Source organism: Paenibacillus xylanexedens (assembly GCF_017874615.1).
Classification (GTDB): Bacteria; Bacillota; Bacilli; order Paenibacillales; family Paenibacillaceae; genus Paenibacillus; species Paenibacillus xylanexedens.
This window is the reverse complement of record NZ_JAGIKV010000002.1, coordinates 256,669-283,193: the sequence shown is the minus strand read 5'-3', so window position 1 is coordinate 283,193 and position 26,525 is coordinate 256,669. Positions and strand designations below refer to the sequence as shown.

General features: G+C 47.6%; 30 protein-coding genes. 24 read left to right on the top strand and 6 right to left on the bottom strand.

Going from position 1 to position 26,525, the window contains the following annotated elements; all coding sequences use genetic code 11:
- Positions 1 to 106: 106 nt before the first annotated feature.
- The 3 genes from J2Z28_RS03580 to J2Z28_RS03570 all read left to right on the top strand — a co-directional run bounded on the left by J2Z28_RS03580 (position 107) and on the right by J2Z28_RS03570 (position 3,881).
- On the top strand, positions 107 to 2,005 hold the full coding sequence (locus J2Z28_RS03580; RefSeq protein ID WP_211081200.1) for a rhamnogalacturonan lyase family protein: 1,899 nt from the start codon (positions 107 to 109) through the stop codon (positions 2,003 to 2,005).
- An 86-nt stretch (positions 2,006 to 2,091) separates the two neighbouring features.
- Positions 2,092 to 3,102, top strand: coding sequence for a formylglycine-generating enzyme family protein (locus J2Z28_RS03575; RefSeq protein ID WP_211081350.1), 1,011 nt, complete (start codon positions 2,092 to 2,094; stop codon positions 3,100 to 3,102).
- Between the two features lie 170 nt (positions 3,103 to 3,272).
- Entirely contained in the window at positions 3,273 to 3,881 is a 609-nt protein-coding gene (locus tag J2Z28_RS03570) for a DUF1349 domain-containing protein (RefSeq protein ID WP_211081199.1), read from the top strand.
- Between the two features lie 26 nt (positions 3,882 to 3,907).
- On the opposite strand, the gene J2Z28_RS03565 is transcribed toward J2Z28_RS03570, so the two are convergent.
- Both J2Z28_RS03565 and J2Z28_RS03560 read right to left on the bottom strand, forming a co-directional pair.
- Positions 3,908 to 5,014 carry an MFS transporter gene (locus J2Z28_RS03565; protein WP_211081198.1) on the bottom strand — a complete coding sequence of 369 codons (1,107 nt, stop codon included), beginning with the start codon at positions 5,012 to 5,014 and terminating at the stop codon, positions 3,908 to 3,910.
- Between the two features lie 88 nt (positions 5,015 to 5,102).
- Entirely contained in the window at positions 5,103 to 5,633 is a 531-nt protein-coding gene (locus J2Z28_RS03560; RefSeq protein ID WP_211081197.1) for a TetR/AcrR family transcriptional regulator, read from the bottom strand.
- Positions 5,634 to 5,868: 235 nt separating this feature from the next.
- On the opposite strand from J2Z28_RS03560, the gene J2Z28_RS03555 reads away from it, so the two are divergent.
- The 3 genes from J2Z28_RS03555 (at position 5,869) to J2Z28_RS03545 (ending at position 8,268) form a co-directional block, all read left to right on the top strand.
- Positions 5,869 to 6,714, top strand: coding sequence for an AraC family transcriptional regulator (locus tag J2Z28_RS03555; RefSeq protein WP_211081196.1), 846 nt, complete (start codon positions 5,869 to 5,871; stop codon positions 6,712 to 6,714).
- Positions 6,715 to 6,928: 214 nt separating this feature from the next.
- On the top strand, positions 6,929 to 7,483 hold the full coding sequence (locus J2Z28_RS03550) for a nucleotidyltransferase family protein (protein ID WP_211081195.1): 555 nt from the start codon (positions 6,929 to 6,931) through the stop codon (positions 7,481 to 7,483).
- 50 nt (positions 7,484 to 7,533) lie between these two features.
- A complete protein-coding gene (locus J2Z28_RS03545; RefSeq protein WP_211081194.1) occupies positions 7,534 to 8,268 on the top strand; it encodes a YdcF family protein in 735 nt (244 codons plus the stop codon).
- A 94-nt stretch (positions 8,269 to 8,362) separates the two neighbouring features.
- Here J2Z28_RS03545 and J2Z28_RS03540 read toward each other — a convergent pair whose 3' ends face one another.
- Together J2Z28_RS03540 and J2Z28_RS03535 are read right to left on the bottom strand one after the other, a co-directional pair.
- The gene (locus J2Z28_RS03540; RefSeq protein ID WP_244988075.1) at positions 8,363 to 9,694 is read right to left on the bottom strand and encodes a M56 family metallopeptidase; all 1,332 of its coding nucleotides are present in this window, start codon (positions 9,692 to 9,694) and stop codon (positions 8,363 to 8,365) included.
- Between the two features lie 6 nt (positions 9,695 to 9,700).
- On the bottom strand, positions 9,701 to 10,075 hold the full coding sequence (locus tag J2Z28_RS03535; protein WP_017689706.1) for a BlaI/MecI/CopY family transcriptional regulator: 375 nt from the start codon (positions 10,073 to 10,075) through the stop codon (positions 9,701 to 9,703).
- A gap of 167 nt (positions 10,076 to 10,242) precedes the next feature.
- On the opposite strand from J2Z28_RS03535, the gene J2Z28_RS03530 reads away from it, so the two are divergent.
- From J2Z28_RS03530 to J2Z28_RS03450, 17 genes are all read left to right on the top strand, one after another.
- Complete coding sequence (locus J2Z28_RS03530; RefSeq protein ID WP_211081192.1) at positions 10,243 to 10,764, top strand: hypothetical protein; 522 nt, start codon at positions 10,243 to 10,245, stop codon at positions 10,762 to 10,764.
- A 116-nt stretch (positions 10,765 to 10,880) separates the two neighbouring features.
- Positions 10,881 to 11,768 (top strand): TIGR01777 family oxidoreductase, encoded by an 888-nt coding sequence (locus J2Z28_RS03525; RefSeq protein WP_211081191.1) that lies wholly within the window; start codon positions 10,881 to 10,883, stop codon positions 11,766 to 11,768.
- A 344-nt stretch (positions 11,769 to 12,112) separates the two neighbouring features.
- On the top strand, positions 12,113 to 13,114 hold the full coding sequence (locus J2Z28_RS03520; protein WP_211081190.1) for a beta-ketoacyl-ACP synthase III: 1,002 nt from the start codon (positions 12,113 to 12,115) through the stop codon (positions 13,112 to 13,114).
- Complete coding sequence (locus tag J2Z28_RS03515) at positions 13,104 to 14,396, top strand: ATP-grasp domain-containing protein (protein WP_211081189.1); 1,293 nt, start codon at positions 13,104 to 13,106, stop codon at positions 14,394 to 14,396. The genes J2Z28_RS03520 and J2Z28_RS03515 overlap by 11 nt, the downstream gene beginning before the upstream one ends.
- Positions 14,393 to 15,388, top strand: coding sequence for an NAD-dependent epimerase/dehydratase family protein (locus J2Z28_RS03510; protein WP_211081188.1), 996 nt, complete (start codon positions 14,393 to 14,395; stop codon positions 15,386 to 15,388). The genes J2Z28_RS03515 and J2Z28_RS03510 overlap by 4 nt, the downstream gene beginning before the upstream one ends.
- Positions 15,382 to 16,242: an MBL fold metallo-hydrolase gene (locus J2Z28_RS03505; protein ID WP_211081187.1), complete on the top strand. Its 861-nt coding sequence runs from the start codon at positions 15,382 to 15,384 to the stop codon at positions 16,240 to 16,242. The genes J2Z28_RS03510 and J2Z28_RS03505 overlap by 7 nt, the downstream gene beginning before the upstream one ends.
- Positions 16,239 to 17,567 carry a F390 synthetase-related protein gene (locus J2Z28_RS03500; RefSeq protein ID WP_211081186.1) on the top strand — a complete coding sequence of 443 codons (1,329 nt, stop codon included), beginning with the start codon at positions 16,239 to 16,241 and terminating at the stop codon, positions 17,565 to 17,567. Before J2Z28_RS03505 ends, J2Z28_RS03500 begins: the two co-directional genes overlap by 4 nt.
- A gap of 60 nt (positions 17,568 to 17,627) precedes the next feature.
- Positions 17,628 to 18,548 carry an SDR family oxidoreductase gene (locus J2Z28_RS03495; RefSeq protein ID WP_342357466.1) on the top strand — a complete coding sequence of 307 codons (921 nt, stop codon included), beginning with the start codon at positions 17,628 to 17,630 and terminating at the stop codon, positions 18,546 to 18,548.
- A 214-nt stretch (positions 18,549 to 18,762) separates the two neighbouring features.
- Positions 18,763 to 19,344 (top strand): DJ-1/PfpI family protein, encoded by a 582-nt coding sequence (locus J2Z28_RS03490; protein ID WP_036669691.1) that lies wholly within the window; start codon positions 18,763 to 18,765, stop codon positions 19,342 to 19,344.
- Positions 19,341 to 19,919 (top strand): GNAT family N-acetyltransferase, encoded by a 579-nt coding sequence (locus tag J2Z28_RS03485; RefSeq protein WP_211081185.1) that lies wholly within the window; start codon positions 19,341 to 19,343, stop codon positions 19,917 to 19,919. Before J2Z28_RS03490 ends, J2Z28_RS03485 begins: the two co-directional genes overlap by 4 nt.
- Positions 19,916 to 20,791: a serine/threonine-protein kinase gene (locus tag J2Z28_RS03480; protein ID WP_211081184.1), complete on the top strand. Its 876-nt coding sequence runs from the start codon at positions 19,916 to 19,918 to the stop codon at positions 20,789 to 20,791. Before J2Z28_RS03485 ends, J2Z28_RS03480 begins: the two co-directional genes overlap by 4 nt.
- 100 nt (positions 20,792 to 20,891) lie before the next feature.
- Positions 20,892 to 21,260, top strand: a complete 369-nt coding sequence (locus tag J2Z28_RS03475; RefSeq protein WP_211081183.1) for a hypothetical protein — start codon at positions 20,892 to 20,894, stop codon at positions 21,258 to 21,260.
- Between the two features lie 59 nt (positions 21,261 to 21,319).
- A complete protein-coding gene (locus J2Z28_RS03470) occupies positions 21,320 to 21,895 on the top strand; it encodes a GNAT family N-acetyltransferase (RefSeq protein WP_211081182.1) in 576 nt (191 codons plus the stop codon).
- Positions 21,896 to 21,978: 83 nt separating this feature from the next.
- Positions 21,979 to 22,197, top strand: coding sequence for a hypothetical protein (locus J2Z28_RS03465; protein ID WP_211081181.1), 219 nt, complete (start codon positions 21,979 to 21,981; stop codon positions 22,195 to 22,197).
- A 67-nt stretch (positions 22,198 to 22,264) separates the two neighbouring features.
- The gene (locus tag J2Z28_RS03460; protein WP_211081180.1) at positions 22,265 to 22,651 is read left to right on the top strand and encodes a hypothetical protein; all 387 of its coding nucleotides are present in this window, start codon (positions 22,265 to 22,267) and stop codon (positions 22,649 to 22,651) included.
- A gap of 115 nt (positions 22,652 to 22,766) precedes the next feature.
- On the top strand, positions 22,767 to 23,549 hold the full coding sequence (gene murI / locus J2Z28_RS03455) for a glutamate racemase (RefSeq protein ID WP_211081179.1): 783 nt from the start codon (positions 22,767 to 22,769) through the stop codon (positions 23,547 to 23,549).
- A gap of 24 nt (positions 23,550 to 23,573) precedes the next feature.
- Positions 23,574 to 24,125, top strand: coding sequence for a histidine phosphatase family protein (locus J2Z28_RS03450; protein ID WP_211081178.1), 552 nt, complete (start codon positions 23,574 to 23,576; stop codon positions 24,123 to 24,125).
- Between the two features lie 69 nt (positions 24,126 to 24,194).
- Here J2Z28_RS03450 and J2Z28_RS03445 read toward each other — a convergent pair whose 3' ends face one another.
- Together J2Z28_RS03445 and coaA are read right to left on the bottom strand one after the other, a co-directional pair.
- On the bottom strand, positions 24,195 to 24,557 hold the full coding sequence (locus J2Z28_RS03445; RefSeq protein WP_076252477.1) for a DUF423 domain-containing protein: 363 nt from the start codon (positions 24,555 to 24,557) through the stop codon (positions 24,195 to 24,197).
- A gap of 64 nt (positions 24,558 to 24,621) precedes the next feature.
- The gene (gene coaA / locus J2Z28_RS03440; protein WP_036610217.1) at positions 24,622 to 25,551 is read right to left on the bottom strand and encodes a type I pantothenate kinase; all 930 of its coding nucleotides are present in this window, start codon (positions 25,549 to 25,551) and stop codon (positions 24,622 to 24,624) included.
- A gap of 183 nt (positions 25,552 to 25,734) precedes the next feature.
- On the opposite strand from coaA, the gene J2Z28_RS03435 reads away from it, so the two are divergent.
- Positions 25,735 to 26,523 carry a DUF3891 family protein gene (locus J2Z28_RS03435; RefSeq protein ID WP_211081177.1) on the top strand — a complete coding sequence of 263 codons (789 nt, stop codon included), beginning with the start codon at positions 25,735 to 25,737 and terminating at the stop codon, positions 26,521 to 26,523.
- The last annotated feature ends 2 nt before the right edge of the window (positions 26,524 to 26,525 follow it).

Below are 26,525 nucleotides of genomic sequence, written 5' to 3'. Positions count from 1 at the left end.
TGCTGAACCAGATTAGTCGATCTCATTAGATTGGCTCGTAGGGACAGTGATAACAGGCTTTGCTTTTTTTATGCATATACAAACCATCGATGGAGGGGAATTGTAAATGAAAACCAAATCAACTGTGGCCAAAGGAACGAAAGTACTATTCTCATTGCTTTTAAGTGGAGTTATTGGATGGACAGGCATTGCATCACCGGGAGGGGGAGTACTTCAGGCAGATGCCGCAGAAGGGTCTGCACCTCGTCTGGTTGAAAATCTGGGACGAGGTCTTACTGCCGTATATCTGGGAGAGAACAAGGTATATCTGAGCTGGCGTCTGCTTGGGACCGAACCGCAGCAGGTTACATTTGATATCTATCGTCGGACAGGTACAGAAGAGGTTAAGCTGAATGACCAGCCTTTGACACAGGGAACCAATTATACGGACATAAATGTAGATGTAACCCAGAGCCATACGTATATCGTGAAGTCTTATGTGCACGGTGAGTTGCAGGATGCGAGTGCCGAGGTCGTATTGGCAGCCAATCCCGAGATCCGTAATTATTTCAGTATTCCGTTGCAAAATATAACATCCAATCCGTCGGATTATTTTGTGCAGCATGGCTGGCCTGGGGATCTGGACGGTGATGGGGAATATGAATACGTGGTCACTCGCATTCCGGTGAACGGTGGCAATAAATATGTGGAAGCCTACAGTCTGACCGAAGGTTTCCTGTGGCGGATTGATCTGGGCCCATACAGTGTCACAACGATAGATACATATAATGCGCCGCCTGCTTCTGTCAGTGAATTTGGAGTGGCTGGACTTGGGGGATGGCGGGACAACGACAATATAACAGTGTTTGATCTGGACAGTGACGGGAAGGCTGAAGTGCTGCTGCGTACCTTTGAAGGGGTAACGTTTGCAGATGGTCAGGTCGTTCCTGCCACAACGGAGCGTGCACAGTATGTGTCCGTCGTGAATGGATGGACCGGAACAGAAGCGGCACGCACAACGATAAGCAATGATTATGCAGCCGATGGGCCGCTCAGTGGGCACTTTGGCATTGCTTATCTGGATGGTGAACATCCAAGCCTGATTACGGCGCTCAAGAATCGTGCGCTCAGCCGCAACTTTCAATATGTGACGTCAGCCTATGATTATGCAGGCGTTGCCCTGACCGAGCGTTGGAGACATGCTGGAGCAGACGGCGAGTTTTTCCACCAGATTCGTATACTCGATCTTGACGGGGATGGGAAGGATGAGGTGTCATTCGGAGGCTGGGCACTGGATGATAACGGAGAGACCTTATACAGTCTGCCGGGTGTAGTCCATGGCGATCGTTTCCACATTACAGACATTGATCCGGATCGACCGGGGATGGAGCAATTCGGGATTCAGCAGGCGGAGAACGGAAACGTCAATCAATTCCCTTGGTTTTATGCCGATGCGGCGACGGGCGAGATCATTCGTACAGGGGAAATCCCGCAGGACGTCGCACGGGGAACACTGGCGGATATTGACCCAACGCACAATGGGCTTGAGATGTGGTCCAGTTCAGGCAATATCTACAATGTGGACGGTGAAGTGATCAGCTCAGTTCAGCCCTCGACCAATTTCAGAATCTGGTGGGATGGTGATGTACTCGGCGAGCTGTTGGATAAGAATTTTGTGGAAAAGTGGGATTGGGAGCAGAACACAACAACACGTCTGTTTACAGCCGATGATGTTCGCGTGAATTCCAGAAACGCCCCTGTACTCTATGGCGATCTGCTGGGGGATTGGAGAGAAGAAATTCTCTATGAAACGAATGATTTCACAGCATTGCGTCTGTATACAACAACGATACCATCCGATGTCCGCATCTACACGTTGCCGCATAACCCGGCCTACCGCAATGGACTGGCGGTGAAAGGATATATGCAATCCTTGTTCACTGATTATTATCTGGGTGAGGGGATGACAACACCAACCGTTCCGAACATTCTTCCCGTCGTGTACAATGGGGATCATGAGTCTTAAACCAAGGGAAGGGGATGCTTCAGATGCATGGTCAGATATCCAAAAAGGAAACTTCCTGCTGTTGTTCTGCAAGCCGAAGCGGCAGGATGGAAGTGAAAATTCAATCAGAGGACAAGCCCGAATTGACGGGTTCCCGTGACATGAGTGCAGCGTCTGACCATGCATCACGTCATTCCGTTGACCTTCTGGAGACCAGTACGCTGACGGGAGACGATGGATACAACGCTGGACGAGACGACAGGGACCACATAAGGATTGAAGGTGGGCGGTTCCTTATGGGCACCAATGATCCGGAAGCTTTTGCAGGTGATGGGGAAGGGCCTGTCCGGGAAACCCATGTAGACTCCTTTTATCTGGATGAATGCACGGTGACCAATGCGCAGTTTGGACAGTTTGTAAGGGAAACGGGTTATCGAACAGAGGCCGAGCGATTCGGCTGGTCCTTTGTTTTTCATCTGTTCGTTTCTTCGCAAACAGCCGCGCATGTTCGTACCGTGGTGCAGCAAACGCCCTGGTGGTGGGTTGTTGAAGGTGCGGACTGGTCTCATCCCGAAGGACCTGACTCTGATGTGAACGACAGGACTGACCATCCCGTTATCCATATCTCCTGGAACGATGCCAATGCGTATTGTGGCTGGGCGGGTAAGCGCCTGCCCTCAGAAGCCGAGTGGGAATATGCAGCCCGAGGTGGATTAATCCAGAAGAAATATCCCTGGGGCGATGTTCTGCGGCCGGATGGACAGCGCCAGTGCAATATCTGGCAAGGTACCTTTCCAACTCAAAATAATGCCGCAGATGGTTATGCGGGCACGGCTCCAGCCCGATCCTTTCCTGCGAACGGATATGGATTGTACAATATGTCAGGTAATGTATGGGAATGGTGCGCTGACAACTACGTTACGGATCATGAGAAGTCTATACTTGCTAAGACTGTTGCTTTTCCCGATGAAGTTCGCAAGGTGTTAAAAGGCGGTTCATACCTATGCCACCGTTCCTATTGCAATCGGTACAGAGTGGCGGCACGGATTCCCAATACGCCGGATACATCCACCGGACATATCGGTTTCAGATGTGCATCCGATGTATTGCCGGTATAGCGTGCTATTGATATGACATACCGAATACGATTATGTATATGTGAAAGGATTAGAAGCGACTCATGCGAGTCGCTTTTTTCCTTTTACTGATCTGAAAGGATAATTCCGTTATTTCACGAATACAACAGAGAACTCAGCGAATTCAAAATCACAGACAAAGGGTGTGCCACATGACGAATCTATTCGAACAATGTTCAGGTCAAACATTATCTGCCAATCTGGGATGGCTGAACGAGCCAGCAGATTGGTCCATTGAAGACGGCAAAGTAACGATAACCGTTTCGCCGATCAGTGACTTTTTCATTGATCCGGGAGGTGACCCGGTGAAAGCCTCAGCTCCATTTTTACATACGATAGTCAAGGGAGATTTCAGCATCGTCACTCAAGTACAGGTGGACATGAAAGAACAGTATGACTCAGGCTGCCTGATGGTGAGGGTGGACGATACGAATTGGGCTAAAGTATGCTTTGAATATTTTGAAGAACAGCCGTCTATTCTTAGTGTTGTTACTCGTGGTAACTCGGATGATTGTGTATCAGCACCTGTAGAGGTTAACAAGCCTTATTTACGTGTAGCCCGGGCAGGTAACAGTTTTGCATTCCATTATTCTCAGGATGGAGAGAAGTGGAAGCTGGTTCGTTATTTCGGACTCGACTGCGCGGAAGAGATCAAAGTTGGCATTGTGGCCCAATCCCCCATTGGGCAAGGGACCACGGTTACTTTTACAGACGTACAGCTTCAACATGGAGTGACCGGAAGTGTTCGCCGGGTAAAATAACAGGGATCAGAAGGTTGTTCTGTCATTTATTTCACCCGAATTAACAATCCAAACAAGCCGAGCACAGCAAAGGATAGGAATGCCGTTGTATTGGAAAACACTTCGATCGTATACCCTGCCATGGATGAGCCAAGAAATTGCCCAACACCCAGCGCGAGAAAGGCAAGGCTAATTCCGATGGACACATTTGGACTGAATAGTCTCGTCGCCCAAACGATAAATACACTGGTCAGGAAAATATACGTGCTGCCAAATATGATCGCAGAGATGAGACTGGCAGTCATTGATGGAAGAAGGATTACCCCCAGTGAGATAGCCAATAAAAGTATGCCTATTCGGTAGGACCACCCAATCTCGAACCGTTCAATAATGCGACCAGCGCATCCACCGAGTATCCCCATAACCCCCATCACAATCCAGAACAACACGGCTTCCGAATCGGAGGCCCCTTTCTCGTCTGTGAGGAAGTTCCGGGCAAAGGTCCAGTAGATTGCAGAACTGAAACCTGTCAACAGACAAGCCATGAGCAGAGCAGACCCTGGTCTGGTAGGTTTCATACATGTCCAGAGAGACTTGGTACAAGGCAGTGTCTTGGTTGCCGGAATAACACGTCTGTTCCACAAAAGAACCACAACACCGATTACAGCAAACAGGATGTAGGTTAGACGCCAGTAATCCGTGAACAGCCAGTAGAGTGGACCCGATATTACAATCCCGAAGCTGGTTCCGGTGTTAATCCAGCTGTTGCCTCTTGCTTGAAGATCGGGTGCAAGCTCGGCATTAACCGTGTTACCGAGGGCTGGAGAGGCCCAGCCTGTACTCAAACCCGCTAGAAATATACTAAATGTAAGAACCCATGCATTCTGAGCCAGGGCAATGCCGGTTAATCCGAGCACTGCGCTGATTCCTGCCAATTGAATGACATAATGATGTCCCTTGCGATTAATCAACAGTGGTGCAGTTAGAAGGGACAGACAGTAGGCAATATACGTTCCTGAGTTAATCGCACCAGAGGCTGCATCATTCAATTGTAAGGCTTCCGAAATTTCCGGCATAAACAGTCCATAACTGAATCGTCCGAATGCATAACATACAGCGATTAGTGCTATGCCTGGAAAGATAATTTTTTTCATTAAATCCACCGCCTTTTAGATAGAACGATCATTATATTTCTCATTAAATAAAAAAGTGAGTTGAACTACTAACTCACCCGGAATGCCATTACTTGAAACTGGTCTGCGTCATATGGATCAGTTCGCGGCAGACGTCATTTACATTTTCTGTCTCGGCCAATGCAGTAGAACCCTCCAGGAGCAGGGAGAATCGCAATAGATCTCGATCACTTGCAGCAGGCGCCAATGTTTGAATTAACGTTCGCATATGTCTTTTGTGCGCATTCACTGTCTGCACGATGATATGATCTGCATGACCTCCGAATTCTTCTTTGGCGCGTAAAAATAAGCAACCTCTTGATTCGTGTTCTTTCAGCCAGGCTGCATGTCCTTCAGCCAGATTGAGGAACATGGGGTGTGCTTTATTGTCTGCATATTGCCGGAGCTGTTCTAAATAACGCTGTTCGCGCCGCAGGAGCACCTGGACGATGAGATCATCCTTGGACTCAAAGTGATTGTATAGCGTCATAATAGCGATCCCGGCATCCGTGATAATCCGCTTCAAGCCGATGGAATGGAAGCCGTGGAGGTAGAATAATTCTTCAGCCACGTTCAAAAGCATTTCCTTTTTGCTGCTCATGATCAGTGATACTCTCCCTTCAAAATAAGATAGAACGATCATTATACTTGTAGGCTATAATATATCGTTAACATTGTCAAATTATGTGACTCCCCTTGTCTTTGGTTAGCTCAAAGCCTGGGCAGGGCGTTATATGAACTACGTCGTTGCACATTAACTGGACAAATGAGAGCACAGTATGACAGGTTATTGGGGTATTTATCCGTTATATTAGACATCAAGGAGTGATTATTACATGAACTGGATCAACGCATTACAGGTCGCTATTCAATATATGGAAGACCACTTGCTCGAAAATATGACGATGGAGCAGATTGCAGCGCAGGCCCATATCTCTCCTTTTCATTTTCAACGTACCTTTGCCTTATTAACTGATGTTACTGTAGCCGAGTACATAAAACGCAGACGATTGACACTGGCGGCACATGAGCTGCTTCAAAGTGATCACAAAATCATTGATCTGGCATTTAAATACGGTTACGACACACCGGAATCTTTCTCCAAAGCATTTCGTAGACAACATGGGATCGCACCCAGTGAGGCTCGAAAGAATAGTAACGCTGTCCAATCGTATAATCGTCTGGTGATTCAAGTGAGTCTAAAAGGAGCAGAGCCGATGAAATATAAAATCGTTGAACATCCCGAATTTACGTTGGTCGGAGTAAAGCAGACTTTCTCATATACAGATGGAGAACATCTGCAAGGCATCGGGAAGATGTGGCAGGAAGCGTGGACAAGCGGTACAGAGGATCGTTTATTTGAATTGAACAAAGGGGATATTCCGGGGTTACTTGGCGTCGTTGTTGATCAGAGCGAAATACTGGAGAAACAGATGCAATACTGGATTGCTACGACTTACGATGGTGAAGTACCGGAAGGATTATCAAGCTTCACTATGCCTGCTTCCAAATGGAGTGTATTTGAAGTAGAAGGCCCGATGCCGGAGAGCATGCAGCTTCAGTGGAAACGGATTGTTTCGGAATGGTTTCCATCCAACCCTTATGAGCACGCATATATGCCGGAGCTGGAAGTATACCCGGGGCCAAATCAACCTCCACAAATCTGGATACCGATTAAATAAATTTTAACCGTTTCAAACTCGATCTTTGTAGCCCATAAACACTCGGATAACCGAAGCTGTTTATGGGTTATTTGGTTGTGATTAATCAGAGATTCGAAGTTGTACAGAGGATGTTCAAGCGTTGTTCATTTTATTGCAGCCAGGTAAACATGATATATTGGAATGAAGGTTAACAGCTATAAGAGGACAATGAGGTAAACCGCAGGAGGCAGATATGTTATATGAGGACCCATTCATTCAGACGATCATCAAACACGAGCAATTAATGCATGACCTGCGGAGAGTTCGTAGTCTCCATTTGCCTCAAAGTTACATAGGTGCAGGATATATTCGTAATTACATCTGGGATGTTCTGCATGGATATGATCTTCGTGAACTTCACAGCGATATTGATGTTGTCTATTATGATGCACAAGACTTGAGTGAGGAGCGAGACATACAGCTCGAACAACAGCTTCGTGAGGAGACGGGCAATTCAAAGTGGTCGGTCAAAAATCAGGCGAGAATGCATCTGCGCAATGGCACAGTTCCTAATCATTCTACTGAAGATGCTCTTCGCTACTGGCCAGAAGTTGTGACTGCTATAGCAGTACAGTTGGATGAAGAGGATCGGGTGAACATCTGTGCCCCGCATGGTTTACATGATCTGTATCACCTTATAGTCCGTAAAAGTCCATTCTTCACGGATGCTGACTATTATAATCAGAGAGTACAGAAGAAGCGCTGGCAGGAACAATGGCCGAAACTAACAATAATAATAACAGCTTGAATAATAAGTGATTTGCGGAATAGTGGGTACAAGAAGGAGTGTCTACGGATTTGATAAAAAAGTTCTTACAAAAAAATGGACTGATCATTGATCTTGTCCTGTTGGCATGTTTTGTGGCATTTCTGGCCTTTTGGGGCCAAAGGTTTGCAGTCATGTTTTTTGGAATGATCACGGTGGCTTTTATCGTGCTAAGACGGATCGACTATCAGAAGCATGTTATTCTGAAACGGATTATTCTTACCGGATTTGGCGTGGTTGCCGTCTCTTTTGTCATTATTGAAGCACTTGTATTCACACAGCTTGGTGCGAATGATCCGGAAGAAGCGGACTATGTCATTATTCTGGGTTCAGGCATCCGTGGAACGGAATTGTCATTGACCCTAAAACAAAGGTTGGATGCCAGTCTGGACTACATTCGCAGTCACCCTCAGACACCGGTCATTGTATCGGGTGGACAGGGACACGGGGAATCGATTCCTGAAGCGCTTGCCATGAAAAACTATCTGATTGAACAGGGAGTTAACCCCGCCCAAGTCATTATGGAAGATCGCTCCACGAGTACACAGGAGAATTTGGCCTTTTCCAAAAAAATCATTCTTGAATCCGGGTTAGAGCACCCCGAGATCATGATAGTCACCAGTGACTATCATATGTTCCGCTCCAAATATATCGCTGCCAAGAACGGTTATGCAGCAGAATACGGCATATCGGCTCCGTCACCGGGCTATCTGAAACCCGTCAACATGATCCGTGAATATTTTGCTACGATCAAAACATTTATCTAATGCACATGACAGAAAAACGGAAACAGGACGAAGCTGGAGATCTATGCTTCGTCCTGTTTGCAAATAAGGATGGCTATTGCTCCTTAACGATAGGTTATTTTTCTGAAGGAGCAGGTACAGTTACTGAAACCTTATCCCCAGGGAGAGCTACGATTTCAGGAGATTCACCCGTAAAAGGAACAGTGGCTGATTCTACAACTTTAGCCTCAGAAGGTTCAGTAGTAGATGGAACAGTAGTAGAAGGTACAGTAGTAGACGGAACTGGCACAGCTTTGGAAACTTCATCCTCAGGGAGAGCCACGATTTCAGGAGTTTCGGAAGTAGAAGGAGCAGTTACAGCTTCGGAAATTCCGACCTTGTTGGGAGAAGCTACGATTTCAGAAGATCCATCAGTAGAAGGAACAGGCACAGCTTCAGTAGCATGGGCCTCTACTTTAACTGTGTGGTTTGATGCCCATACGGCGGTGGACGTACTTACACCTGTAATAAGCAGGAGGGCTCCCATACTTAACATCCAATGTTTCTTTTTCAGTTTCTTTACATTAAACATAATCATCAATCTCCTTTTTAATTGTTTGCCTTCACCCGATAGGGACGAACAAAATTGAGCAGGCATTTTCTTGGTTCCCGCCATCACATTTAAAATTGTCTCACCATATCGTCTTCGCTCTTCATGGGACATCTCTTTCACCACATCTTCATCACAGGCCAACTCGCTCCAGGTATGAATGTCCCGGCGAATCATATGAATCAGGGGATTGAACCAGTGCAGGGCACTAACCCCCAAGGTCACAGCTTTGACCCACAGATCTTTATGTTTTAGATGTACCAACTCATGATGAATTACCATGCTGATGTCCATTTTCACCGTATTTTCGGGTGGCAGATATATCGTTGGTTTAAACAAGCCAACCAGTATAGGGCTCCGTACTAGCGTGCTGTGAGCAAGCGTGATATTGCCTTTGAGACCCAAAGCCTCTTTGATTAATGGTAGCTGTACAGTTGCTTCACTATGACAGAGGACTGGGGTACGTGTACGAGATAATTCATTCAGAAATCTTCGATAACAGTACGCCTGCCATGCAGAAAAACCAATGACTCCAATGCCCCAGACGCATAACAAGAACCAGGCTGTGGTTACCGAAATGGTTTGTTCCGGGATAAACGTTCCTGCAAGTACGCCCGAAGTTGCTGCATTCTCCGTACCTGGTATAGTTGATGTCGTTTGGAATGCAATATCCAAAAGCCATGAAAGGCCAAGAGATACCGGGAAGAGATAAAACAAGATAGCCAGTTTACCGAGTCTGTAGAGCCACTTGGTCGGAAAAACAGATACGGGTATAAGTCGTAGTGCCAAAATACAAACAGAAACGATACTTCCCGCCACGGTCAGGCTGCACAGAATCTCAAAAAAGATATTCATCATCTGCACCTACTTTTCCGAAAGCCATTTTTTCAGTTCTGAAATGTCATCGTCTGAAAGCTTGTCACCGTCATACATGGCCGAAACCAAATTCTTGACTGAACCTTGATACAGTCCATCAAGAACGTGCTGCGTTTCCTGTAGTTTGTAATCTTCGGGTTTCAGAAGAGGCTCATAATCATTGGTCCGTCCACGTCTCGTGACGGTAAGAGCGCCTTTATCCACCAACCGTGACAGAAAGGTAGACATGGTCTGCGCTTTCCACGCTTTCCCCTTCTCAGCAAATATGTCTAATAGTTCTGTGGAGGTGACCGGTGGGGCGCATGACCATATAACAACCATTAACTCCATTTCTGTTTCGGATAATTTTTGAATCTGGTTCACAGTGAACACTCCTTAACATCGTTATGCGTCCATAACGATCGTATTACTACACTACGTAGTACTTATAAACTACTACAACTTGTAGTGGATAGTCAAGTTATCCTGATAGATGATTGCCAAACCATGTTATAATATAGGTCATTAATAGAAGAACGATGTAGGAGTGAATGATCATTACAGCATATCAATTACCTGCTCTCTATGAGCAGAAGCGAGTTTCAATGCAAGCGATGGAAGAGATTGTACGCCTGTTGGCGCAGGCACCGCTATTATATGATGATGGACAGGGCATCCAGGTTCAGGATTACATGGGAGGCTTGGAGGTCGAACTTGAGCATGTGGTACGCCGTGCAGTGACTGAGTTATATGAACTGGCTGTTCAGGCCTGCCGCGCCTTCGCCGATCCATTGGCGTACGAGCAACTTCAGGATGCGCTTGGGTTACAGGCTGAGTTATGGCAGGAGGAAGTGCTTACTCTTGCAAATTGGATGGACTGGCTTAAGCAGATCAGCGAAGGAAAGAGAACACTGCCGGAGTACAATTTTACAGCGATGCTTGGGAACTTGCCGGACGGATTCATGATCCATGATTTTTATGATGAACTCCGATATCAACTGGAACAAAACCCTGCAAACGCATGGGCTATCGAAGAGCGGGATCGCTTGTACGCAGCTCTGGGTGCGAAATAAATCAAACCAACGGGTCACCGGCGGTGTTAATCTAATATCTGCATTTTGCATGCATAGAAACATTCCAATCTATATCTTGCGAATTCTTTACCCAGTATGGGAAATGAGGGGATACCGTGAAGAAGGTTGTATTAGCTGGTGGAACGGGATTTGTTGGACAGGATTTTGCCCAAAGGTTCAGAAAGCTGGGGTATGAGGTGTTAATTATCTCGCGTCAGCCCGGTCATATTGCCTGGGAGGATCGTACAGGAATTATAGGGGCACTGGAAGAGGCGGAAATGTTGATAAACCTGGCAGGTAAATCGGTGAACTGCCGTTATACGGATGAGAATCGCAAAGCCATTCTGGAATCCAGAACCCGGACAACGCGCATTCTCGGGGAAGCCGTCCTAGCTTGTAATCATCCTCCCGAACTATGGATTAATTCGAGTACAGCGACCATATACAGACATGCTGAAGATCGTCCCATGACAGAAAAAGAGGGCGAGATTGGCTCCGGATTCTCGGTCGACGTTGCCAAGGCATGGGAACAGGCTTTCTTTGAATTCAGTCTGCCGTCACGTCAGATTGCACTGCGGATTGCGATTGTGCTGGGTGAGGGCGGCGTGATGGTGCCCATGACAAATCTGGTTCGTTTTGGCCTAGGTGGATCGCAAGGTGCAGGAACACAGCAGTTCAGCTGGATTCATATCGAGGATCTGTTCCGCATGGTGATCTATCTGCAAGAGCATACACACTTAAATGGTGTGTTCAATGCTTCCTCTCCGCATCCGGTGACGAATCGGGAGCTAATGGCGCGTCTGAGAGAACAGATGGGTGTGCGGATTGGACTGCCTTCCCCTCGCTGGATGCTTGAAGTGGGCGCACGTTTTATTCAGACCGAAACAGAACTCGTTCTCAAAAGTCGTTGGGTGATTCCCGAGCGAATGGAGAGGGAAGGCTTCACGTTCACATACGGTACACTAGATGCCGCTCTTACCGAGATTTTGAATAAGAAGAAATGACAGCACAGTATAAATAATAAAACACAACAGGAAGGGCAGAGGCATCTGCCCTTTTATTGTATATTTCAAAGTTTCTACTTCATGGCGTTTCGCCATTCAAGGTGGAGGATTCATTTCATTTATATATGTTCAACTAAACATTTACACGATAACGGAGAGGACAGAAATAACTTGAAGAAGCGAAGCGTTCGCCTTTATCCCCGGATTTTCCCTTTTAAGAAGGGAATCAAAAAAATCTGGGGATAACAGCGATCGGAAAGTTGTTCTGTCATCGCAGTGTAAGTGTAAATACAATTAGCTGAACTTATATATATCAGTCAGATGAACAGAAAGAGGTTGGGGAAATGCAACTTAGAAGAGTAAGGATCGCAGGGACAGGGAAGTACCTGCCTGAACAGGAAGTCACCGATGAGGAACTGGATCGCCGCTTGGACGTGCCTGCGGGCTGGGTCAGCAAAGCCACAGGTGTAGGTGTACGCCATTATGCTTCGGGTGAAGAAACCTCCTCTTTCATGGGCGCGCGCGCTGCGGAAGCTGCACTGGCGGATGCAGGATTACAATTCAGTGATATCGACTGTCTGGTGTGTACCAGTGGCACGAAGGAACAACCATTGCCAAGTACGGCGGTATTTATCCAGCAGGCCATGGGTCAGCAAGATTCAGGCGTACCTGCTTTTGATATGGATGCAACCTGCCTAAGTTTCCTGAACGGACTCGATGTGATCTCCTATATGGTAGATGCAGGACGTTACCGGCGAGTACTGCTCGTAGCCACCGAGATTGCCTCAGCCGGACTGAATTGGTCTGATAAAGAGAGTGCGGCCCTGTTCGGAGATGGAGCGGCCGCTGTTATTATTGAGCGTTCGCCTGAAGGGTCGTCTTCACAGATCGTCCATGCTTCACTTCGAACCTACAGCCGAGGTGCTCGCTTCTCGGAGATTGCAGGTGGAGGTACACGGATGCATGCTTCGAATTATAAGGCAGATCAGCCTGAACCCTACCTATTTCATATGGATGGACAGGCCATCTTCCGCATGGCTTCCAGACTTTTGCCTGGATTCATTGGTGATATGCTGCAGGCGACCGGAAATCGAATGGAGGATTTCCAATTGGTCATTCCTCATCAGGGAAGTGCCATGGCGATGAGACTGATTCGCAAGAAGCTTGGCATTGCTGAAGATCGGTTTATGGACATCACACGAAATCACGGCAATACGATTGCGGCATCGATCCCGATGGGGCTGCATGAAGCGATTAGACAACAGCGTATTCAGCGTGGAGATCGGGTGTTGATGATTGGCACGGCTGCCGGATTATCATTGGGAGGACTCATTTTTGACTACTAGATCTGGGGATGCCAGACATGGTACAGCTGCTTCTCTCCGCGTGCTGCTTACAGGCGGAAGGGCTCCCGTAACGCTTGATCTGGCACGCATGCTTCATCGGGCAGGCCATCGGGTCTATGTTGCGGAGAGTGCCTTACGGCATCTGACCAGATCATCCAGTGCAGTGGAACAGTGTGCTGTGGTTCCATCGCCACGTCATGACACAGGTGCTTATCTGGCAGAGCTGGAACGGTTGGCACAGGATTGGCAGATCGACCTGTTGATTCCGATGTGTGAAGAAGTCTTCTATGTTGCCCAAGGGGCAGACAGATTGCGTGCATATTGCCGTGTTCTGGTTACAACTTTGGAGCAACTACATGAGCTGCACCATAAATATGATTTTATCCAGCTTGCAGGGTCACTCGGTCTTTCAGTTCCAGACACACTCCTGATCCACAGTCGGCAGGAATGGATGGAAGCTCAGTCTGTTCTGGAAACAATGGGGGATTGGGTATGGAAACCGGTGTACTCCCGCTTTGCCGCCAAAGTCCGCATGCCAACACTCATGACCGATGACGCTGGGGCAGGGACGGATCAGCAAGGAAACGTAAGCGAAAAGAAACGTCGACATTTCCGTAACGACCCTCCGGACGAGGCAGCATTATCATCTATTTCACCTTGGGTTGCACAGGCCTACATTTCTGGTCAGATGTTATGTACATACAGCATAGCGCATGAAGGGCAACTGGTTGCACATGCCACTTACGACAGTCGCTATCGTACAGGAAGCGTGGGAGCCAGTGTTTTTTTTGAACAGGTGGAACATGAAGGTGCCCTTGTGTGGGTGAGACAATTTGTTGAGGCAGCGGGGTTTAGCGGACAGATTGGGTTTGATTTTATAGAAGGTCAGGATAGGCGAGTGTACGCAATTGAGTGTAATCCGAGGGCAACGAGTGGGATTCATCTATTTCACCCCGGAGATGACTTGGTGCGTGCACTAACTGAACCGGAGACGTTGGTCAAAGAAAGAAGAATGATCACGCCCGCACGGGGCAGCAAAGCCATGCTCATGCTCCCCATGCTGGGAAGTGGAGTACAGCAGATCTTTGGCAAAGGGAAACTCCGTGCATGGATAGCTGCGTGGCGTGGAGCCAGGGATGTGGTCTATGTAGGGCAGGATATCCAGCCTGTATTTGAACAATTCGGAGTGGTGCTAGCCGCATGGCGTCTGGCAAGATCGCAGAAGTGCTCGCTGACTGAAGCTTTGACTCACGACATAGAATGGAACGGTGAACAACAATGAACAGAGCATTGGTTACAGGAGCTACAGGATGTCTGGGCAGGCACCTCGCGATACGACTTGCCAAAGAGGGATGGGAAGTCACCGGTATGGGCCGACAGCCAAAGGTTGGTGCAGAACTTGAGTTGGCAGGAATCCGATTCCTGAATGGAGATATACGGGATGAGGCTGCAGTGAACGAAGCGTGTACGGGACAGGATGTGGTGTTTCACTGTGCAGCTCTATCCTCGCCATGGGGCCGATATCGTGACTTTTATAGCAGCAATGTGGAAGGGACGCAGAATCTTGTAGATGTATGCCTGCATAATGAAGTACAGCGATTCATACATGTCTCAACTCCGAGTATATATTTTAATTACAATCCGCGATATAACGTACATGAGAATGATCCGTTGCCATCCAAACCAGCCAATCATTATGCAGCCACGAAGCTTCTCGCTGAGCAGGTTGTGATGGAGGGGCATGCAAAGGGACTTCCGTCGATCATGATTCGACCGCGAGCTATCTTTGGTCCGTATGATCAGACGTTATTTCCCAGAATTGTCGCAGCAAACGCAAAATCGGGCGTGCCGATGATCGGTGGTGGACAGGCGTTAATCGATCTGACATGTGTGGATAATGTGGTGGATGCCTTGTTGTTGTGCCGCGATGTCGATGCAGAAGCACTTGGCAGAGCCTACAATATTTCCAATGGCGATCCGAGAGCGTTCAGTGAGTTGGTGAGCAGGCTGTTTGGCATGCTGGATATGCCCTTGCGTCGTCGAAACATTCCTTATCGGATGGCATATGGTGTGGCAGCGTTGCTGGAGCGAGTTCATGGCTATATTCCTGCGTTGGGTGAGCCTGCGTTAACAAGGTATACAGTCGGCTCCTTATCCATCCCACAGACGTTGGATATTACGGATGCACGGGAGCAATTGGGATACATTCCTCGGGTGTCCATTGAAGAGGGATTACAACAATTTGCAGACTGGTGGAGGGCTGAATCATGCTGACAACAACTCCGGTTGAACTATATTTGGGTGCAGCGGGTTACTGTACACATCCAGAGTTTCTGACGCTGCGTGGTGGTCGATTGAGTCCAGTACCTTTCCCGGCAGGATTTGCTTGCATCATTCATCCCGTACATGGACCGATCCTGCTGGATACGGGATATAGTTCCCGCTTTTTTGAGGAAACGGCTCATTTGCCTAACGCACTGTATCGTCATATTACACCTGTGGTCTATCGTGAAGAGGATAGTGCCGTTCATTTTCTGGCTGGGCTTGGACTGAAAGCTTCGGATATACGGTATATCATCCTCTCGCATTTTCACGGCGATCACATCGCGGGTGCGCGAGATTTCCCGGAGGCACAATTTATCTATCTACCAAGAGCCTATGGTGCTGTGCGCTCACTCGGTCCAATTAAGGCTGTAAAAGCAGGTTTTCTTGCGGGGTTGTTGCCCGAGGATTTTATGGCCAGATCATTGCCTTTTATGTGTCAGCCTGAGCGATGGACGAGAGCGGGGAAAGAGTTCCCTTTTGATGAGGTCTACGACATCTTTGGTGATGGCAGTCTGCTTGGGGTGGATGTATCCGGTCATGCGGAAGGTATGATGGGACTCCTGTTGCGTACAGAAGAACATGACTATTTTCTCTGCGCGGACGCGGTGTGGTCGAGTCGGGCTTTTCGTGAACAGCGCAGACCGAATATTCTTGCTGGGATCATTATGTCGAATCGACAGGAATACAACCGTAACTTTGACAAGCTGGTTCAGCTGCATCAGCAGTTTCCCCATATTCGAATTGTGCCGAGTCATTGCCGAGAGGTACTGGACGCTTGGGGTACAGGAGGGCAGAAACGATGAGTAATACCCTTCGCATTGTGGTTCATTATGCACTCGCACGTGGGCCGCGAACATGGAAAACGCGAGAACAACTTGAGCGCTGGCAAGAGCGACGGATTATTCGGCATGTTCATCAGATCCGTGCCCGATCTCCGTTTTACCGGAAGTGGTGGGGGAACTTGGACGCATCCGACTGGAGAAGCTTTCCGTTGATTGACAAATCGATCATGATGGAACACTTCGATACACTTAACACGGTGGGCATTACCAAGGACAAAGCGCTGGATCTTGCAGGTGAAAGTGAAGAAGCGCGTGACTTCAAACCTTCCATTCAAGGCGTGACGGTTGGATTGTCTTCGGGCACGTCAGGGAACCGGGGGATATTTCTGGTGAGTGATCGGGAGCAGGATGCGTGGACTGGCACAGTGCTGGCCAAGTTGCTGCCTGGTGGACTGTGGAAACCTGCGAAGATTGCATTTTTCCTGCGGGCCAATAGTAATCTGTATGAATCGGTGCAGCGTGGTAAGTTGCAGTTTCAGTACTTTGATCTGCTGGAGCGTGTGGAGACCTTGGTGAAGCGACTTGAAACGTACCAACCTACCGTGTGGGTGGCTCCTCCATCCATGCTGCGCATGTTGGCGGACGCTTATGTGGCAGGCCATTTGACCGCTGTACCGGATAAAATCATCTCTGTTGCCGAGGTGCTGGACCCCCTGGATCGCAAGGTGCTGGAGCAGGTCTTCGGACAGACCATTCATCAAGTCTATCAGTGTACAGAAGGGTTCCTGGGTGCTACTTGTCGTTATGGCACACTGCATTTGAATGAAGACATCGTGCATATTGAAAAAGAGTTCATTGATCCCGCCACCCGGCGGTTCGTGCCCATTATTACGGACTTCTCCAGAACATCACAGCCGATCATCCGGTATCGGCTGAATGATATTCTGACCCAGGCGGCGTTGCCATGTGCCTGTGGTTCCCCGTTTACTGCCATTGAGCGGATTGAAGGCCGCTGTGATGACACGCTTTATTTTTCACAACTACATACGGGTGAGGCTGTACCGGTCTTTCCGGATTTCGTCACTCGTTCAGTCATTGCGGCTTCGCCAGATATTGAACATTATCGTGTGGTGCAGCAAGGAGACGGAACAATGGAAGTATCCCTTCGGCTTGGCGGGAGCGCAGTGATGGCTCAGGTTGAGACGGATGTACGGGGTCAACTTATGAAGCTGGGAGAGCGTCTGGAATGTACTTTGCCTGAGGTCAGATTTGTTCCGTATACGTTTGAACCGGGAATTACAAAGCTACGCAGAGTTGAGAGACGGCATAACGGAGTGACGGATTAAGCAGGAGTCTTGCGGTCTAGGTAGGAAGTAAGCAATTTACCGAGGAAAGAAGGTCACGCCGTGACAGTAGAGGAACACTTAAAAGAAGCCGGACAGGGACGGATTAATGCAGGTTCTGATGTAGTGAAAAAGACGAAGGAAGGAGCTAACGCTCCGGTGGCCTTAATTACGGGTACATCCAGTGGTTTTGGTATGCGCACCGCAATCACCCTTGCCAAGCAGGGATATCGCGTTGTTGCTACAATGCGTGACCTGAGTCGAAGAGAAGAATTGGTGAAGCTGGCTGAACAGGCGGGGTTAGCTGAACGTTTACAATATGTGCAACTGGACGTGACCGATACTGAATCAGTGCAAAAAGCTGTGGGGAACGTAATTCACAACAATGGCCGAATCGACATGCTGGTGAACAATGCGGGATTCGCGGTGGGCGGGTTCATTGAGGAAGTGTCAATGGAGGATTGGCGGCGCCAGATGGAAACGAATCTGTTTGGATTAATCGCCGTGACACGGGCGGTCCTGCCTGTGATGCGTGAACAGAAGCAGGGGTTAATTGTTAATTTGTCCAGTGTCAGTGGGTTGTCCGGTTTTCCAGGGTATGCGCCCTATGCTGCCTCCAAATTCGCTGTGGAAGGATTCACGGAAAGTTTGCGGCATGAGATGTCTTCTTTTGGTGTTCGGGTGGTATTAGTTGAGCCTGGCTCTTATCGCACACCGATCTGGAATAAAGGTTTGGGTGAGATTCACCGGAGCGAGGACTCTCCGTATAAGCATAAGCTGGACGCGGTTCTTCGTTATTCCAAACATGCGAGCGAGACGGCACCTGATCCACAGGAGGTAGCTGATCTGATTGGCCGAATTGCACGGATGCGTGCACCAAGACTTCGATATGCGCTCGGAAAAGGTTCGCGTGTGCTCATCATAGGTAAAGCACTGCTACCGTGGAAGTGGCTGGAGCGGATCATCGCACGTGGATTAAAATAGAGATAAGGTACGAGTCACGATTGCGTAATTTCCGAATGGGAGGGATTAGCCATATTCGAATTCATCGTCATTATTTTACTTCTTGCGATTGTGTGTCTGCTCTTTCATATCAATAGCAAGCTGCCAGCGCGTGACCGGGTGAAGGAAGCAATGGAACGGGATCGGAATCAGAAACATAATCAGGATGCTCCAAATTAAAACGCGGAGGTTACCAATGAAAATTGCATTCGTTTTGTTTGATGGACTGACTTTCCTTGATTTTGCAGGGTTTTATGATGTGATCAATCGGTTGAATTTCTTTGAACCTACCAAAGGAACGACGTGGGAAACCTGTGCAATGACAGATCAGGTCACGGATGAGTCTGGTCTAACGTTGAAGGTGGATCGGGTGAAGCCTGACCTATCGGAATATGATCTCGTGTTTATCCCCGGAGGCATGGGAACGCGCAAGCTTCGATATGACGAGGCCTTTGTAGGTTGGCTGAAACAGGCTGAGTCTGTGCCTTTGAAGGTTTCCGTGTGCACAGGCTCTCTGCTGCTGGGTGCGGCTGGTTTTTTATCCGGCAAAAAAGCAACAACACATCCCCGTGCATATAATTTGCTTGAGCCGTATGTCACCGAGGTGATTCAGAAGCGGATTGTAAAAGATGGAAATGTAATTACTGCCGGTGGAGTAGCCACATCCATTGACCTGGGGATTTATGTTGTTGGGTTGCTTGCAGGACAGGAAGCGGCAGCGAATGTAAAACTTCAGATCGATTATCCTTATGAGATGCAGGGAGTGGTCGAAGAATGAACGAAGATCGAAAGCAAGAGACATATATCATTCGCAATATTCAGCGGGATGAAGCAGACATCTACTGGCCTTTGCGACTGGAAGCACTGAAAACACATCCTGAAGCCTTCGGGGCTTCGTTTGAATTGTCCGTTCAGATCCCCATGAAAGAAGTGCAGGAACGCATACATAACGAGCCCGATGATTATATTTTGGGAGCATACACAACAGAAGGAACCTTGGCGGGAATGATGGGTTTCAAAAGAGAGTACGGCCTAAAGCTCAGGCACAAAGGCATGATCTGGGGCGTCTATGTTGCTCCGCCATATCGGGGAAGTGGGCTGGCTTCGCTGTTGCTCCGCGAGGTGCTGGATCGGGGAAGACATCTGGAAGGTATCAAGCAGATTAATCTGAGTGTAGTGACAACCAATGAATCAGCTCGACGTTTATACGAACGATATGGATTTGAAGTCTACGGCATCGAGCGTAACGCATTAGAAGTCCATGGTCAGGGATATGATGAGGCGCATATGAATTACTTTTATACGGAGCATTCAACATTGAATGATGATATCACTACAGGAGGAGCCCTATGACAGATCAGGTTGAACTTGAGATCGACGGTGTTTCCTTTGTCTTAAAAGAGTCTCATTCTTTCGATTGGTTACGGCCCTTGGGTACGGTCTTTCGCGTATTCGATCAGCAGGATTCAGGGAATATCTCCTTCGGTATTGTGCAAAAGGATGGAAAGCGATTGTTCGTTAAATATGCGGGAGCGCATACGATTCATGCGAATCATACGGGAAGTCCCCCGAAAGCCATTCGTAATCTGAAATCATCAGTTTCCGTCTACGAGGATCTGGCACATGACACGTTGATTCGACTAACGAATCATTTTGCAACTGATGAGGGCTATGCCTGTGTGTTCGATTGGGTGAATGGGGAGTGTCTGCACTCCCATTGGTATTTCCCACCTCCGGCTAAGTATGAAGATCCGCGTTCGCCCTACTATCGGTTCAGACAGCTTCCTGTTGAGACACGCATTCGGGCGATGGAACAGATTCTGGATTTTCATATCGAGGTGGAACGGAGAGGTTATGTGGCTGTTGATTTGTATGATGGCAGTCTGATCTATGATTTTGACAAACATGCGATGAAAATTTGTGATATTGATCTGTATCGGAAGGGCTCTTTTACCAATACCATGGGGCGTATGTGGGGATCTTCCCGCTTTATGTCTCCCGAAGAGTTTGAGCTAGGCGCAGCCATAGATGCGGTTACCAATGTATTCAATATGGGGGCAATGGCGTTTGGTTTGCTTGGCGGGGAGAAGGATCGTTCCTATGAGAGATGGGATGCCGGAGAAGCATTGTATCAGGTTGTGATACGTGCAGTGAGCGATGATCGGTCCGAGCGGTACGCATCGATTGCGGAACTTGCTAAGGCCTGGAAACAAGCTACGATTTAAGGTCAATGAGTGAGTGGTGGAATTTTCGCAATTATGCAAAATCCATTCGTATGTGCGTGTGAAATCCCGTATAATGGAAATTATTAAGGGGGTGCAGACGATGTGTAGATATGCCATGTCAGGACCATATAAAGACATCTATGCATGTTTCATTTGTCGCAAATCATTTAAACAAGTTTCCAGACATGACCTGAGCCCTGAGGTGGTGGCACAACTTGAATATAAATGCCCGCAATGTGCCACGTCTATGGTCAGCATGGGACACGATTTCCAGGCGCCCAAGCAAAATGATACCAAACAATGGACCAAAGTGATGATGCTGTACCGTCATGGTTATACCTATCATAATTGCGGGTGCGGGGCTGGATATCGCCCGGCTGATTTACGTGAATTATCCGATTTTCTGGAGCAGCAGGAAGCTGGTAAAGGCAGTGAAGGCAAACGATTATTGCAAAGGTTAACTTCTTAGTTATGGCTCCAAAATCCAACCTGTCGTCTATCGAAATGTTGAAAATACAGGTGAGCACGTTGTATACAATCAATGAGCAGCAGCGTCTCATAGGCATTAACGAGCCAGATGGTGGGCAAGCTCCAGCCATTTTTATCGGCATGACTTCTGCTGGTTCACTGATCTATTACCATGAGCAGTTACCGCCGGATCTAATGATTGAGTTGGGTAAGGATTGCGAGCTTCCATTAGATATTCCGAAACTAATTCGCAAGGTGGAAACCTTTGAGCCAGTTAACCGTGTGTGGATGGGACCCGCCTATGCTTTTCCTGAGTTATCTCACGAGTGGAATCAGAAGGTTCAGTTGATTGGTCAGGAGCAGCGTTATTTGCTGGCAGAGCATTTCCCTGAATTAACAGACTACTTGTATGAAAAAAGCCCTGTTGCCGCTTATGTTATTGGGGATTCTGCTGTGGCAGTGTGCTGCTCCGCGAGGCTCTCCAATCATGGGGCGGAAGCTAGTTTGTATACGGCACCCGGTTATAGAGGACATGGATATGCAGTGGAGACGGTAAAGTGCTGGCAGTATTATGTCAAGGAGCGTGGACGCATGCCAATCTACAGTACATCTTGGGATAATCTCGCTTCACAGTAAGTTGCCCGTAAACTCGGATTAATTCAGTTCGGTGTGGATTTCAGTATCACAACTGTGGATTTGAGGAAGGACTGTGATGTCTGATGATCCGCACTTTCGTACAAAAGGATCTGCAGTATGTCATTGAAGCGCATATCCGAATCTATCGAAACGAGTATAATTATGATCATAGCTTTACTGAATTTATCACCCATGGCGCGCGTAGATTATATCAATCTGTGGGCTTTGAAGTGAAGGAAGTCCGCAAGCAGATGTTGTCAGGTCAGGAACTTACCGAAGAACAATGGGAACTTGTTCTGTAGTTGGCCGGGGGCTTGAGCATGAAAGCCGAATCTGTTGTCTTAACTCGTTGTTGAAAGGAGTGGTACAGTGAATCGCAGAAGACTGATTCTGGGTTTGTTATCCGTATGCACAGCATTGACGGTAGTAGCATGTTCGACTTGGACAGAAGACCAAGCATTATCAGCAACCATTGAAAGCAACCTGCAGCAGATGGTTAGCGACCCTGTCCTCCTGACCAGCAGCAATCCGAATGATTATATTGCTGGTAACCGGGAGGTTTACGAGGACATTTTGAATACGGGTGAGGAAGGATTGCATCTGCTGCTACAGCAGCTCGAATCCAGTCCGGATAATGGTCTCAAGGAATGGATCATGGCTCAGGCAAGTACTGAACTGCTTGGAGAGCATAACCCTGTAGAGGTATGGCATAGTGGCAAGGACTGGCTCAGACAGTATAAAATGAGCGTAGAATAATGGTTTATCATTCTAGCGTGTGATGAGCCGGAAGTACAAACCTCACCTCCAGTCACCATGAGCAGCATTGAGAGGTTCTTGGAACCCGAAAGAATACATTATAGAGGTGAAATCCTTGAATAAGAAAATTGCTTTTTTTGATTCAGGCATCGGTGGTTTAACCGTTTTGCATCAGGCATTACAACAGTTTCCTGAAGAAAAATTTCTGTATTATGCGGATACTTTGCATGTCCCGTATGGAACCAAGTCTGCGGATGAGGTTAGAGGACATATTTTTGATTGTGTGGAAGCCATCGTTCAGGAGGATGTTCAAGCAATCGTGATTGCTTGTAATACAGCAACAAGTCTGGCTGTGAAGGATCTGCGCGCCAAGTACGATATTCCGATCATTGGCATGGAGCCTGCGGTGAAACCAGCCGTAGAGATGAATCGCAACAGTGGGAAGAGAGTGCTTGTATTTGCTACGGCCCTCACCTTGAGCCAAACCAAGTATAACGAACTGGTATCACGTGTTGATGATCACCACAGTGTGGATTCCATTGCGCTGCCGGAACTTGTGGAATGGTGTGAACAGCTGGATTTTGATCCGGGCAAAATCGCTGATTATTTCCGGTTCAAGCTGGCAGATCTCGATCTTCATGGGTATGGCACAGTGGTGCTTGGCTGCACGCATTATCCATTCTATACGTCCATTCTGCGCACGGTTCTGCCCGATCATATACAGATTATTGATGGCAGTACAGGTACAGTGAACCATCTGAAGCAGCGGCTTGGACTGGTGGCTCAACATGGAGACAGAACAGGGAAACAAGTCACTTTCCTCAGTTCATCAGGCCGACCGGAAGAGCAGGAGAAGATGTACAGTGCACTTCAATATCTTGAGATGAACTCGAAGTAGGTTACACCATAGGAGGTGATAGCTATGCAGTCCATTTATCTTATCCGTCACGCCAAGGCCACAGGGCAGGAACCCCATGCAGAGCTTACAGATGAAGGGATCAGGCAGGCTGAAAAACTTGCAGATATCTTGGCTCATCATTCCATAACGTATATTGTCTCCAGTCCATGGAAAAGGGCTGTTCAGACGGCTATGCCACTGGGCATAGCAACGCTGCAACATATACATACGGATGAACGTCTCCAGGAGAGGATACTTAGCTCTCTTGATCTGCCTAACTGGATGGATGTACTGAAACGTACATACGATGATGTGGATTGGGTGGAAGAAGGCGGGGAATCTTCGAGAAACGCGGCTGCAAGGGGGCTGGCACTACTGGAAGAGTTGTGGAGCAGACCAGAACAGCACGGGGCCGTAGTTACACATGGGAACTTGTTATCACTGCTTATTCGTAAGTATGAACCATCCTTTGGTTATGAAGAGTGGACCAAACTGTCTAACCCGGATGTGTATGTGCTGGAGAGACAACGACCGGATGCAGGGATGTCCACCATTCGTAGAATTTGGACAGATTAAACAGTAAAAGAGTGCTCCAGCGATATTATATCAGCCAGAACACTCTTTTCGTTTATCTACGGGGCATATTTATAATGCAGCAATCATGATCATAACCCATCCAGCCAAAAATGCGACTCCGCCAAGTGGGGTAATGGCTCCCAATTTGCGAACACCCGTTACACTTAAAACGTACAGGCTGCCAGAGAACAGGATGATCCCGGCGAACATCAGCCATCCGGCAAGCATGACGAGTGAAGAGGATTCGAGACGGTCTGCGAGTAGTCCGATCAGGATGATGCCAAGTCCGTGGATGAGGTGATATTGAACACCGGTTTCATAGATTTTGATCATGTCAGCGGATAGTTTGCGCTTGAGCGCGTGTGCGCCAAAAGCACCCAAAGCAACAGCCAGGAACATCATAATACTGCCGAGTATAATCAGGGTTTGCAATGTGTTTTTCTCTCCTTTTAAGGGTAATTAGATATAACATCAAAGTGTGCTGTACGAGTATTGTCTACAGTTTGCGCAATTGAATCTGCCCAATGGAGTGATCGGCTTCCTTTTTCAGAATCAGTCTGGCACGTCCTTTGGTTGGCAAAATGTTTTCATGCAGGTTTTTGGCATTGATATCTTGCCAGATCTGGTTGGCCGTACGCACGGTTTCTTCTTCATCGATATTGGCGAATCGTTGATGGAAAAAGGAATCCGTGTTCTGGAAAGCTGTATTGCGGAGCAGCTTGAAACGCTCAACGTACCAGTGTCGTATATGCTCTTCTTCCGCATCAATGTAGATGGAAAAATCGAAGAAATCACTAACCAGCAAAGGCGTTTCCTTTTTGATCTGAAGTACATTTATACCTTCAATAATGAGAATATCCGGTTGACAGATCTGCTTCTCTTCCCCTTGAATGACATCGTAGGCGAGGTGAGAGTAGACGGGTGCTTTCACTTCGGGCTTGCCTGATTTCACATCCCCCATGAACTGAATCAGGGATTTGATATCATAGCTTTCCGGGAATCCCTTGCGGTTCATGATGCCCTTTTCTTGCAACACCGCATTGGGATATAAGAAACCGTCGGTTGTGACAAGGTCAACCTTCGGGCTATTCTTACCTCTGGCGAGCAGTGCCTGTAGCAAGCGGGCCGCTGTACTTTTGCCCACGGCAACACTTCCCCCGATTCCAATGATGTAGGGGGTGGGGAGGGCTTCTTTTTTCATAAAGGAGGCCGTTAGTTGATTCAGCTCTCGTGAAACTCTTGCATATAGGTCAATAAAGTGGGTCAGAGGCAAATATATATCTTCGACTTCTTGAATCGATACCTCTTCATTCAATCCCTTTAACTGTTCTAATTCGGCTTCCGTCAGTGGAAGAGTGGTCTGATGTTCTTTAAGTTCAGCCCATTCCTTGCGGTTAAACTCGATGTAAGGAGAGTATAAATTCATGAGATCCCGCTTTCTGTATGTAATATAATTGTGGACACAACCTTTAGTGTATCAAATTTCAGGAAACTGACAACACCTTTACATTGTGCCTTTCGTCAAAATGGAGCGAAAAACAACTTACTAGGAAAGTTTAACCCAATTTATGTTAAAGTCAACGTATACCATGCGGAAGGGTGACAGCAAATGATCGTATATGAGAGAGAGCATGATTTTGTTTTGACCGCACAGCATGAGCATGGATTAGTAGCCGGAGAGATGGCTTCCCACTGGAAAAATGAATTATTAGCCGATGCTACGCATCGGGATGAATTGATTCTAGCGGCCAAGGAACATGACCGTGGCTGGATTGAACTAGATTCGTCTCCGTTCTGGAATGATTACAGTCAATCGCCGTATTCGTTTCGTGACTTTCCATTGCGTCCGCGTTTTGTATTCTACCATAAAGGGATTGAAGAAGTTCGGCAGAAAAACCTCTACGCCGGATTATTGTGTAGCTTGATGTATACGGAACTGTTTCAGAAAAATCTGGGGGCCAATGCTCAGGATGATGATGACATCCGAGATTATCTGGAGCAAGAACACGAACGTCAGCTGGATTGGGAGAAACAGCTTGGTGGTGATGCTGAAGCACTGAAACAGAGGCTGCAAAGTGATGTGGAGATTATGCTTTTCTGTGATCAGCTCAGTCTGTTTCTCTGTATGGAGGAACCTGGAACACCTGCTGCGCGTTATGATTTTTTTGCAGAAGGGCTCAGTTGTACGTTTGATGCCTGTTCCAGACAACCGATTCAGGCAGAGTGGTTATCCAATGAAAAAGTAGGCCTGTCTTTTTTCCCGTTTGATGAGGACTTTACGATCGTTTTGCCTTATAAATCGGTGCCAAAGGCAAGTATCCGCAAATTTGGTATGCAACAGGCTTATCGCCGGGCTGAATGGAAGGAACGCCGGGTAGTGATTACGGAATTGAACTGAGA